Here is an 11,581-nt window from a genome sequence, read left to right on the forward strand (position 1 = left end):
TTCCATTAAGCAAACTTGACGCGGAGAGCGCTATGACCTGGAGTGACAACCCCCAGCCAATCACCATTCTTCTTGTGGAACCGCATGAATCCATTCGTTCCATGATTGCCAGTACAGCCAAAAAACTCGCCGCAAATGTCACTGTCGTACAGAGTTCGAATGGCGTAGATGCTCGAGAAAAACTTACTTATAACGATGTGCAACTCATCATTTCAGAATGGCAATTACCCAAATTAGATGGGATTTCTCTCCTACAGTATGTCCGCAGTACACCCCGTACAGCTCAGATCCCTTTTGTTATGACGTCGGCCACGATAGATCAAGGTAATGTGATGCAAGCCATTCAAAGTGGTGTATCTGAATACATTGTCAAACCATTCTCTAGCCAAATTTTGTTATCTCGATTACAGCGCGCACTGAGTAAGCCAGTAAGGCCAATGAAAGCCAATGCAACAGAACAGGCGGCACAAAGTGAGCACGTTACTCAGGTTCTAGTGGTCGATGATGTTGCAGATAACATCAAGGTTATAAGCGATATTTTGCGCAAAGATTACAAAGTAAAGGCAGCCTTAAATGGAAAAAAAGCGTTGCAAATATGCGCGATGGACCCCCAGCCCGACTTGGTACTGTTAGATATTATGATGCCAGACATGGATGGCATTGAAGTATGTAAACGACTTAAAGCAGACCCTAATACTCAGCATATTACCGTGATATTTTTATCAGCCCTAGAGCAAACAGAGCATATCGTTAAAGGGTTAGAGCTAGGAGCTGTAGACTATATAACCAAGCCGGCAAACCCCTCAATTGTGCGCTCGAGAGTCAAAGCGCACTGCCGTGCAATTGATTCAAATCGGTTAATGCGCTCCCAAATTGACACCATGATGGAAAATGCCAAACTCAGAGATCAGTTTGATACTGTAAACCAACAGGAAGTGATCAATCCAATCAAAGAAATTCAAACTGCTAGCCACCAATTGTCTGATAACTTAAATAACCCGTCAAAAGCACAGCAATATTTAGATTTTATCCAACAAAACTGCCAACAATTACAACTTCATTTGGACAATATGCAAACATTGCAAAAAATTGAACGTGATGAGTATGTGTTTGAGCCCTCCCCCCATGCGCTGCATGAGCTGCTCGAGAAGGTTCTAATGGGGCTGAGTCACATTATCTCAGAGCATCAGATCAATATTGCCAACACAGTGCCAAACAATTTGCATGTAAAGGGAGAGCAACAGCTTTTATTTGCCTTGTTTACCCATTTAATTCAAAACGCCTTAGAAGCAACATCTCGAGACAAAAAAGTCTCCATCAGTATACAAAGTGAAAATAACGCCCAATTCCACACTATCACAATCCAAAACCCAGACCCCATAGCTAAACAGATACGCAACCAGTTTTTTGATAAGTTTGTTTCATACGGTAAAGGTACGCGCTCAGGTCTGGGCACCTATACAGCCAAAGTACTTGCAGAACAGCAAAAGGGTTACATTGAGTATCGTAGTGATGAACAAATAGGCACTTCTGTCTTTGTTAACTTACCTACCGCCTAGGTGCTATAGACTCAAAGGCAAGACAACAGGTTTGCCTACATCGCCCGGCTTTAACCAAGGTATTGTAATATAACTCGGATATTGCGGCTGATGTAATATTTGTATGTCAGCAACGTGCGCTTGTTTCATTGTCTGAAATGCAACGGGTAAGGCGCTGTTAAAATGCTTTTGTCGATGCCACTGTGATGAGCGTATAACAAATTGCAATTTACACCCTTTTTCTATGTTGCGTGCCACCCAATCAAAGTCTTTAAACTTAATCAAAAAAGGCACGTTACTGGGCGTTGAAACGGGATTAGTTAAACTGTCACGATATTTTGCCCGTTTACGCGCCTTACTTAATAACCGAGGGCGACTGTTTGTACACACCTCAAATGCATCAAGATAAAAATCACTATCTGCCACGTTCATTGTTAACCAAACCTCAGCTTCCAAACGACCGAAAAGTACCTTGTCACGGTCCAAAGGTTTGGTTTCAAATATCACATACCCCTCGTACTCACTGGGCAAGTTAACTGAGCCTGTCATATCTAACGACATTGGTAATGCTATTGGCTTAGTCGGGTCATAGCGATACCTGCTCACAGTTTGCACTTCCCCTTGAATCTGTAACGATTGCAAAGGTAAGTGTTCGACATCAGATCCCGACTTCAAGTGTGTCTGTCCAACCCACAGCCCAGAAGCTTGGATATAGTGCATCACAAGCGAGTCCAAATAGGCGGGCTTAGCCTCGCCTTTTAGCGTCCAATTAAACCAGTCTAAGTGAATTTTAAACATGTCGAGCATACTGGGAGGGAGAAAATACGCTTCATGCACATGGCTTTTTGGTTTGCGAGTGCCACTGTGATCCCACGGCCCGACTATCAAATAATGCTCAGAGCGGGCTAACTGATTGCCCCACTGTTGGTGATTTTTAAAATACCGCAACGTGCCTCGTTGATCGCCATCATAGTGACCCGTTATAGACAATATAGGTGTAGTTATAGCAGCATAATCTTGTTGCTTAGGCACCATTGTCTGCCAATACTCATCATAGCTTGGGTGCGCAAGCCAAGTCTGATATACATCAGATAAATGCGTCGCATTTTTATCGAAATCCTTGAATCTTGTACCGCTATTTTTTTGTCGTAAATAAGTTTGTTGCCACCTATCTCCATTGCCATAACGTTTGTTTTGGCCATTGGACAAAACAAAATCTAACCATGAAATTGTGTAGTCAGAAAAAATATTATTACCCATTGGGAAGTCATATCCAGGGTAAACTGAGGCAATGGCAATCATTGACTGTAATGAGGGTGGTCGATATTTTTGTATCGCCCATTGCGCAAAGCCACGATATGAGCCACCCAATGTGCCCACTAGTCCATTACTCATTGGAAGTTTTGCGAGGTACTCAATTACATCGTAACCATCACGGCCTTCGTCAATAAAAGGGGTAAATACGCCGTTTGATTCACCTAAACCCCGACTATCCACAGCGACAAAGATATAGCCATGCTTACTAAAGTAGCGCCCTCTTTGCTGCGCTTCACTTTTGCCATAGGGTGTAAACTGTACAATAACTGGAAACTTTTTATCGCGATTGGGTGAAGAAGTAGGCGTGTAAATCGTTGCAGCCAACTCAGTTTTATCACGAACTGGGATCCTCAAATCCTTTACCTCTAATGCCATTAACTGAAAACTAGAAAGCACAATCAACAATGCGACGAAATACATAATTAGTCCCTTTATCAACACCACTAATAGATATGGTATAACATAACCAAAATAACATAACAAACCTCTCTCGATTAGCTACATACGTGCTACCCCCTTTATTCATTGGTAAAAACACACTCATGCATACGTATTCACAACAAAAATTTTACAAAGGTGCTACTTTAGTTATTTTCATTGCTGATAAAACTCAACCATTGTTTTGCAAGGAACTGTCATGCTCGAAATTACCAATAAGTCACTCAGACTGCACACCCGCTTCAAGACCCGACATATAATAACTAGTACTCTGTTATCCCTCGTCTCCCACTTATGCATCGCCACTGACGATGTGATGCTACAAGGGTTTTATTGGGATGTGCCAGTAGATGAAAAAAACAAAAATGGTATTTGGTGGGATCACCTTGCTGAACAGGCTCCTATACTAGAAAAAGCTGGATTTTCCAGCATTTGGATCCCACCTCCATCAAAAGGGAATTGGGGGATCATTGACATGGGTTATGGTGTTTACGACCACTATGACTTAGGCCGCTACTTGCAAAAGGGCAGCATCGAAACCCGCTTTGGCAGCCAAGCTGAACTCACCAATATGATAGGTAAACTGCAACAGCACAACATTCACGTATATGCAGATGTAGTGTTGAACCATATTTATAGCAACGAACAAGATAGTGAAATAAACCCGGCGGTAAAAGCCTACGCACTTGGTAAGGCCCATCAGCACCAATATGTGGCCTACCCGAGTAATGAAATCAGCTGGCAGCTCAAAGATGTACAAGGGAGGGTGTTCATTAAAATTCAAGGCTATGGCTCAACAATGCCATGGCAGCACAACCTCACCAGCAGAGGGTATACCCTATCTATTACAGATGCCAAGCACTCCGTCACCTCAAATGCGATCCATCGCGAACAAGAGCCCAATGATGGTCACTTCTCCGCAATTAGGCCCGGAAGCAATGCATTTTCTGGATTGAATACAACCATAAGAGGTCAAATTTTTGATCAAACAGATATCGACGAATACTGGCTAGACGTACCTGAAAAACAGAGTTTATATCTTAGCCTCAGTGCCAAACAAGGCGATCCTAGCAGCCAACTAGGTTGGACTGATGCACCGCAAACTAACGGCTTTTTACCCATTGAGGTCTGGCAACAAAGTACACCCAATAGCCCAGCTATAAATATCACTCACAGCAATTTATTTGCTTATACCAATACACGTATAGCCCCTCCTCAGCGCGAGGCTGACGGTAACTACCCAAACAGTGATGACGGCTGGCGGTATCATGATTTTCACCCTGTTGATGGCGATGATTGGCTTGGTGAAATGGGTAATGACGAAGTGATCACCAATACCAAGTTTTTTGGCAATGATACCAACACCTTTTCACCTCGAGTGCAGCAAAAGCTGATCGACTGGGGAAAATGGCTTAAAACCGAGCACAATTTTGATGGTTTTCGCCTAGATTTCGTACGCGGCTTTCAACCAGAGTTTGCCGCAAAATGGATGAATAACCTACCTAAGCACAATGGCAAACAGCCATTTGTTGTCGCTGAATACTGGGGCGGTGACAGTAGCATAAAATCTTGGGTAGATGCAGTGCAAATTGCTGGCGCCGATGTCGATGCATTTGACTTCCCCTTAAAGTCCGTGCTTACACAAATGACCAATCAAAACCAAAATTTTGACATGCGTGCACTCAATCATGCAGGGCTGGTAAGAAATGACCGAGGACACCAATTGCCGGGCACGTCAGTGGTCACCTTTGTCGAAAACCATGATACAGGAAAAGAGCATGATAAATGGGTGAGCAAAGACCACAAACTTGCCTATGCCTACATCCTCAGCCATGAAGGCAAACCAACGGTGTTTTACTCTCATTATTATGGTGTAAAGCAATACGATTATCATGATCCAAACAAAACCATCACAGCGCCCGCAGGCTTAAAGCAAGACATCAACAAACTCATGTTTGCTCGCAATACCTATATGGATGGTGGGTTAGCAGTTTTATCACAAATTGGTGCTCCTTATGGTGATGCCCAACATGTATATGTTGCAAGGCGGTTCGGAAAACGACAAAAACAAGGGGCCATTGTGGTGTTAAACAACCATGATACTCAGCGCAAAGGGCTTTGGGTTACTACACACGCCACTGGGTTTAGTAATTTAGCCGGGCAAACCTTAGTCAATGCCTTTGACTCCGATGATATTGTCACTATCTATGAAGATGGCAGGGGCTATTTTAGCGCACCAAGTCGTGATTACACCATTTATGTACCACAAGGTGACTTACAGACTTATCCAGAAAATTAAATATGAATGGCCACACGACTTACAGTGCGGCCATCTATTTACCCATCCCGTGTGCAAGCTGACTTTCTATTGCTTCTAAGCACACTTTTACACTCAGTGGTACTTGTTTGTCGAACGTATGCAAAGCAAACACAGGGTTGAGCGGCAATTTATAGTGAGGAAAAACTTCAGCTAAGTGCGCAGCATACTCAGAATACTTAAACGCTGGGATCAAACCAATGCCCGCGCCTTGGCAAATCAGAGTCATACATGTATCAAATGAATTGGCAACACAGCTTGGTGTGGCTGAAAACCTTTTTTCACTCCCCTCAGAAGAGGTGAACACATGTTCAATGTCCGTTCCCTGCCAAACATTGGCGATATATCTCAGTTGCTGCGGTGGGTAGGCCGAAAGTAATTGTGGTGCGCCACATAAGACATCTCTAAACTCACCGATTTTTCGTTGTTTAGCATCGCTATTTTGAGATCGTCCAACGCGGATCGCCAAATCAATATTTTGCGCCTGCAGATCCAACTGTTGATCATCGGCAATCAACTCTAACTGCAATTCAGGATAGTGAACACATATTTGAGCCAGTGCAGGTGCTACCAACGTAGTCATCAATACATTTGGCGCTGTGATCCTTAGCTTCCCTTTTACTTCTTGATTAAACTGTGCCGCTTCAAGCCATGCCACTTGGGCGGTTTGATTGATTAATTTACACTGCGCATAAAAACACTCCCCCGCAGCGGTCAAGCTTTGTTTTCGGGTCGTACGCTTGAGCAAAGTCACGCCCAACTCCTGCTCAAGTACTTTTAAGTGCTGACTTAACACCGATTTAGACAGCCCCAAATCAGTGGCTGCGGCAGTGATGGAGCCACATTCGACGATATGGGCAAATAGTGACATATGGCGCAATTTATTCATTGATTGTTCTTCTCAGCTAAACAATTTGTTCTATTTACGTTGTTTTTCTAATTTAATTAAACCTCTAAGCTTAAACAAGTTTAAATTAGCGGAGCATCATCATGAACACGGACCCAACACCATTAGCCCAATGTAAAGCTGGCATCGCAGCTTGGCAACAAGCGTTTAACCGCCAAGATGCACAAGCCTGTGCAATGCAATACACCCGAGACGCTATTATGGAAGCAAAACCATTTGGCGTATTTCATGGCAGAGAACAAATTGCCCAGTTCTGGCAAGACATCATAGATCAAGGCTTTCACAGTGTTGACTACAGTGATGTTGATTGGCAGCCATCCCCTGAAGGTGGTTTTATCTTAACCTCTAAATGGACCATGAATAAAGCGTATGGTGTCGTTCATAGAGAACACTGGATTGTAGAGCAGGATGGACTTGCACGTCTGGTATATGACGAATTTGAAGTGTTAGGTGAAAAATAACGACACTATATTTAGGCCGAGATAAACCCGGCCTAAAAAGGTTATTTGGACGACAACGACGGCGTCACATAGGCTTGCGTCCCCCACAGTGGCACTGTCGACAAACTGTGTTTAAAGCTCCCTGAGGTTTCTTTAGTACTATAAGATAAGTACATGATTGTTTGGCTTTTGGCATCATAAATACGACGTACTTTCATCGCTTTTAAAAATATACTTTTGGATTTTTTAAACACCACTTCGCCTGATTTTGACTTGTCAATTTTAGCTATCATGGCCGGGGTAATTTCACCTGTTTGTCGGCAAGAAATAGAACTGTCACTGGGATCAGACAAACTCAAATCCGCCTCGATGCTGGCAACATGACAAGTTACGCCCGTCACCACAGGATCAACCATAGAATCTAGCTTAATATCCTTGAGTGTAAACAACCCCAAAGAAACATCGCCAACCTCACTGTCAGAGCAACCAGCAAGTAAAAGTGCCGCAGCAAACGCAATGTGTTTTTTCATTTTTTATCCTTTCATCAAATGTCAGTAAACATATGGCTTCAGCAACACCTTACCATACGTCCCACAATCCCATAGTAAAGAGTGGGAAGTTTCATGAAGTAATTAATTTTTCCTCAATATTGTTGCTATTACAGGAAAAATAGATACCATCCCGCTTTATTAATAGTAATCATTACCTAATATAAAATGGGACTAAAAATATGAAAAAGTGCGCAGCTGCTTTTGCTTCTACACTGGTACTGACAGGCTGTTTCACAACACCACCGGAGTCAGATATAGGTTCGGTACGTTTCGATAACCCAGAAGTTCACGGCCAACCTCTGAATGTAAAGATGGCAATTGGCTTAGATGAGGGACAACCCATTACCATTAGTGATACCTCACGGGAGTCCGATGATATCGACGGCTACGCCAGTTTAGAGGTGTCATTAGGCGGCGGCTTTGCAGCCAAAGTACAAACGGGTAAAGCGCTCAAAACCACTTTGATATACCAGTTTTCCGGACAGCACGCTGAATCAGCACAGAAAGGCAATATCTCTCATGCTATCACATTAGCCTATCTCTCTGACAAAGAGTCTGGTACCTATTTCAAAAATGCCGAGATTTCTTACCAAGATGATAGAAGCGATTGGAAATTGGACCATGACCTGATTGATATCGCTTGGGTCTCTGGCTACCGCTTTTCTCCAGATGCATTACTGTACGGCAGTATATTTTATCAAACCGGTGAAATTGACGGCGCATACTACAGCTCAATATTCACTCGCTGCGATGGTAGACACGCTCCAGAATGCGAGGTCGGCACATTTGAAGATGATGGCTCTGCCTATGGCCTCAGTGTCAGCTTTGAGTATGCGTTTACCAATCACTTTTTAGGCTCAGTCGAGTTGGTGCATAATCGCTCAAATTGGTTTAATAGAAACAAAAATGACACCTTAACCAATTTCAATTTGATTTATCAATTCTAAGCGGTTGACGCATTCACAGTCTGCGCTTTATCAAACTGTAATTCACATAGACGTTGATAAAGCTCAGACTGTGCCAGCAAGTCCTGATGCGTCCCTGAGTCAACAATTTGCCCTTTGTCCATCACCACAATTAGATCTGCATGGGTCACGGTCGCCAAACGGTGTGCGATGATCAAAGTCGTTCTGTGTAGCATCAACTCATTGAGCGCTGCTTGAACATGAAATTCACTTTGGGCATCCAATGCACTGGTTGCTTCATCCAATAATAATACTTCTGGATCTTTTAAAATCGCACGGGCAATAGCAATACGCTGCTTTTGACCACCAGATAGCCTCACACCTTGTTCACCCAAAAAACTATCATACCCTTCTGGTAGCTGCTCAATAAAATCATGAGCATGGGCGCGCTTTGCCGCCTCAATTACCTGTTCATCCGATGCATCAGGGTTGCCATAGCGAATGTTGTGCCAGACATTAGAGCTAAATAACACCGGGTGTTGGGGTACCATCCCCATACAATGACGTAGGTCAGTCAGTGCCAACTGCGTTAACGCTTCATTGTTGAACATTATGTCGCCTTTTTGCGGATCATAAAAACGCTGTAACAACTCAAATAAAGTGGTTTTCCCGGCACCTGAAGGACCAACCAAAGCGACGATTTTACCTTTTGGAATTGACAGGTTAATTCCCTTTAGCGCAGCGGAATCAGGTCTTGACGGGTAATAAAAGTCTACTTGGTTAAAAGCAATACTGATCTCATTGCCATGCTGCATCGGTTTTGGGTTGGCGGCATTTTTTATTTCACTGTCAATTTGTAACAACTCTAGCAATCGACTTGCGGCCCCCGCTGCACGCTGCAGCTCACCATACACCTCAGCGATGGTTGCCACAGACATGGCGACCATAATGGCATAAAATATAAATGCGCCTAACTCACCACCAGTCATGCGTCCTTCTAGTACATCCATACCGCCGACCCACAACATAATGCTAATTGCGCCAAAGGTAAGAAAAATCACCGCCGCAATTAAAAATGAGCGCTGTTTGATACTTTGTCTGGCTACATTAAAGGCTTTTTCAACTTCGCCACCAAATGCCTGCTTTTCTTTTTCTTCGTGGGTATAGCTTTGGACTACTTTAATATGCTGAATAATTTCACCGGCATACGTACTAATATCCGCAATGGCACTTTGGTTATTTTCAGAGAGTTTTCGCACCCGTTTGCCAAATATCATGATCGGCACCAAAGTAAGAGGTACACAGGTGATCACCAACAAGGTCAGTTTTAAATTGGTGATCAATAACATGATCAGCCCACCAATTAGTACCAGAGAGCTGCGCAGTGCCATGGAAAACGAAGAACCAACAATAGACTGCAATAAAGTCGTATCTGTTGTTAGCCTAGACATCATCTCACCGCTGCGGTTTTCTTCAAAGTAACTGGGATGAAGATGAACGATTTGTTTGAATACCGCTTTACGAATATCACCACTTACCCGCTCGCCTAGCCAACTCATTAAGTAAAAGCGACAAAAAGTGCCTACTGCAACCAAAGATATCAGCACCACCAAGCCTGTGATTGCCTGCGTTAACTGCGCTTTGGACCCTGCGATAAAACCACTATCAATAACAAACTTAACGCCTTGCCCGATAGAAAGGTTGAGCCCTGCGGTAATTAACAGCACCAATAGGGCCAGCATCGCAACCCATTTATAGGGTTTAACAAAGGAAACAATCGGCAATAAACTCGCAATTGCCTTTTGTGGTTTTTGATTGTTTGAATTACTCAAATTAGTTCCTATATGGCTGTTCCACACAGCCTATGGCTAAATAAAATGCGCTGTTTATAGAGTAAGTGTGCCATATTCAAGCAATCAATAAAAAGTACACAGCTCGGGTTTTAAGTCATTAGAGTGCTACAAAACGTAACAAGACAGATGCGCTTGTTATCTCAGCTCGAAAAATAAAGCTTAAAATATCTCCAATTTACATATAGAATAAGTTATAACAAAAAAGAATATAAACTCAATGGTGGAACTCGCATCATACAAGAGGAGCGATAGAAAATGAAAAGCTGGGTAAAACAAAGCATTGCAAAAATAGAAGCGGATCAAAACCGTTCGGCTGATACACATTTGTTTAAATTTCAGCTCCCTCAATTTAATGATATTTATCTCTACTTGAAAGATGAAAGCACCCACCCCACAGGCAGCCTAAAACATCGTTTAGCACGTTCATTGTTTTTATATGCTTTATGTAATGGCAAAATCAAAGAGAATACCCCAGTTATAGAAGCATCTTCTGGCAGTACCGCTGTCTCGGAAGCCTATTTTGCGCAAATGATAGGTGTCCCCTTTGTCGCAGTAATGCCTGCATCCACGGCACAAAGTAAAATAGATCAAATTCAATTTTATGGTGGCCAGTGCCATTTTGTCGATTGCGCTACAAATATGCACGACACTGCCGTTGAGCTTGCCCAGCAGCTTGATGGCTACTTTATGGATCAATTCATGTATGCGGAACGTGCCACAGATTGGCGGGGCAACAACAACATTGCTGAAAGCATCTTTAATCAAATGAAGTTCGAGCCCCACCCCGTCCCTAACCTCGTCGTGATGGGAGCAGGGACTGGCGGTACTTCTGCAACTCTTGGCCGCTATATTCTTTATAAAGGGTACGAAACTGAATTAATGGTAGTCGACCCAGAGTTTTCTGCTTTTTACGAAGGGTATACTCAAAATAGCGACACTATATGCACAGGCCGCTCTAGCCGCATCGAAGGCATTGGCCGCCCAAAAGTGGAAAAATCTTTTCAGCCCGATGTCATCGACCATATGATGCAAGTCCCTGACGCCGCGAGTATTGCCGCCATGCTATGGCTTGAAGAATTTACAGGTCGCAAAGCCGGACCCTCTACTGGCACTAACTTATGGGGTGCCCTCAGTGCTGCTGAAAAAATGAATAGCCAAGGTAAGGGCGGTGCCATCGTCACTTTGATTTGTGATAGTGGCGAGCGCTATTTAGATACCTACTACAATCCCGAGTGGGTCAAGAATCACATTGGGGATATTACTCCCTATCAAACACAACTAAAGACTTGGTTTAATTCATGATAAACAATTAAAA

Annotated in this window: 9 protein-coding genes; 5 read left to right on the forward strand and 4 right to left on the reverse strand. The window is 43.3% G+C overall.

Annotated features, from left to right (window positions below; translation table 11 throughout):
* The first annotated feature begins 32 nt into the window (after positions 1 to 32).
* Positions 33 to 1,559 carry an ATP-binding response regulator gene (locus tag J8M00_RS14740; protein ID WP_211011271.1) on the forward strand — a complete coding sequence of 509 codons (1,527 nt, stop codon included), beginning with the start codon at positions 33 to 35 and terminating at the stop codon, positions 1,557 to 1,559.
* A 3-nt stretch (positions 1,560 to 1,562) separates the two neighbouring features.
* Here J8M00_RS14740 and J8M00_RS14745 read toward each other — a convergent pair whose 3' ends face one another.
* Positions 1,563 to 3,275: a CocE/NonD family hydrolase gene (locus J8M00_RS14745; RefSeq protein WP_211011273.1), complete on the reverse strand. Its 1,713-nt coding sequence runs from the start codon at positions 3,273 to 3,275 to the stop codon at positions 1,563 to 1,565.
* Positions 3,276 to 3,492: 217 nt separating this feature from the next.
* Here J8M00_RS14745 and J8M00_RS14750 point away from each other — a divergent pair, with 217 nt between their 5' ends.
* A complete protein-coding gene (locus J8M00_RS14750) occupies positions 3,493 to 5,592 on the forward strand; it encodes an alpha-amylase family glycosyl hydrolase (RefSeq protein WP_211011275.1) in 2,100 nt (699 codons plus the stop codon).
* Between the two features lie 34 nt (positions 5,593 to 5,626).
* Here J8M00_RS14750 and J8M00_RS14755 read toward each other — a convergent pair whose 3' ends face one another.
* On the reverse strand, positions 5,627 to 6,499 hold the full coding sequence (locus J8M00_RS14755) for a LysR family transcriptional regulator (protein ID WP_211011277.1): 873 nt from the start codon (positions 6,497 to 6,499) through the stop codon (positions 5,627 to 5,629).
* A gap of 101 nt (positions 6,500 to 6,600) precedes the next feature.
* Between J8M00_RS14755 and J8M00_RS14760 the strand changes: the two genes are divergently transcribed.
* On the forward strand, positions 6,601 to 6,978 hold the full coding sequence (locus tag J8M00_RS14760; protein WP_211011279.1) for a YybH family protein: 378 nt from the start codon (positions 6,601 to 6,603) through the stop codon (positions 6,976 to 6,978).
* Between the two features lie 41 nt (positions 6,979 to 7,019).
* Here the strand turns inward: J8M00_RS14760 and J8M00_RS14765 are convergent, their stop codons facing one another.
* Positions 7,020 to 7,487: a CreA family protein gene (locus J8M00_RS14765; protein WP_211011281.1), complete on the reverse strand. Its 468-nt coding sequence runs from the start codon at positions 7,485 to 7,487 to the stop codon at positions 7,020 to 7,022.
* 200 nt (positions 7,488 to 7,687) lie between these two features.
* Between J8M00_RS14765 and J8M00_RS14770 the strand changes: the two genes are divergently transcribed.
* Complete coding sequence (locus J8M00_RS14770; RefSeq protein WP_211011282.1) at positions 7,688 to 8,455, forward strand: hypothetical protein; 768 nt, start codon at positions 7,688 to 7,690, stop codon at positions 8,453 to 8,455.
* On the opposite strand, the gene J8M00_RS14775 is transcribed toward J8M00_RS14770, so the two are convergent.
* A complete protein-coding gene (locus J8M00_RS14775; protein WP_211011284.1) occupies positions 8,452 to 10,245 on the reverse strand; it encodes an ABC transporter transmembrane domain-containing protein in 1,794 nt (597 codons plus the stop codon). The genes J8M00_RS14770 and J8M00_RS14775 overlap by 4 nt on opposite strands.
* Before the next feature lie 276 nt (positions 10,246 to 10,521).
* Here J8M00_RS14775 and J8M00_RS14780 point away from each other — a divergent pair, with 276 nt between their 5' ends.
* Positions 10,522 to 11,568: a PLP-dependent cysteine synthase family protein gene (locus J8M00_RS14780; RefSeq protein WP_211011286.1), complete on the forward strand. Its 1,047-nt coding sequence runs from the start codon at positions 10,522 to 10,524 to the stop codon at positions 11,566 to 11,568.
* The last annotated feature ends 13 nt before the right edge of the window (positions 11,569 to 11,581 follow it).

The organism is Pseudoalteromonas luteoviolacea (assembly GCF_018100925.1).
Lineage (GTDB): Bacteria > Pseudomonadota > Gammaproteobacteria > Enterobacterales > Alteromonadaceae > Pseudoalteromonas > Pseudoalteromonas obscura.

What these genes read in the sequence shown, in the direction of transcription:
- J8M00_RS14765 (WP_211011281.1), bottom strand. Translation starts at nt 7,487, where the DNA reads ATGAAAAAACACATTGCGTTTGCTGCGGCACTTTTACTTGCTGGTTGC.
- J8M00_RS14740 (WP_211011271.1), top strand. Translation starts at nt 33, where the DNA reads ATGACCTGGAGTGACAACCCCCAGCCAATCACCATTCTTCTTGTGGAA.
- J8M00_RS14770 (WP_211011282.1), top strand. Translation starts at nt 7,688, where the DNA reads ATGAAAAAGTGCGCAGCTGCTTTTGCTTCTACACTGGTACTGACAGGC.
- J8M00_RS14745 (WP_211011273.1), bottom strand. Translation starts at nt 3,275, where the DNA reads ATGTATTTCGTCGCATTGTTGATTGTGCTTTCTAGTTTTCAGTTAATG.
- J8M00_RS14755 (WP_211011277.1), bottom strand. Translation starts at nt 6,499, where the DNA reads ATGAATAAATTGCGCCATATGTCACTATTTGCCCATATCGTCGAATGT.
- J8M00_RS14750 (WP_211011275.1), top strand. Translation starts at nt 3,493, where the DNA reads ATGCTCGAAATTACCAATAAGTCACTCAGACTGCACACCCGCTTCAAG.
- J8M00_RS14760 (WP_211011279.1), top strand. Translation starts at nt 6,601, where the DNA reads ATGAACACGGACCCAACACCATTAGCCCAATGTAAAGCTGGCATCGCA.
- J8M00_RS14780 (WP_211011286.1), top strand. Translation starts at nt 10,522, where the DNA reads ATGAAAAGCTGGGTAAAACAAAGCATTGCAAAAATAGAAGCGGATCAA.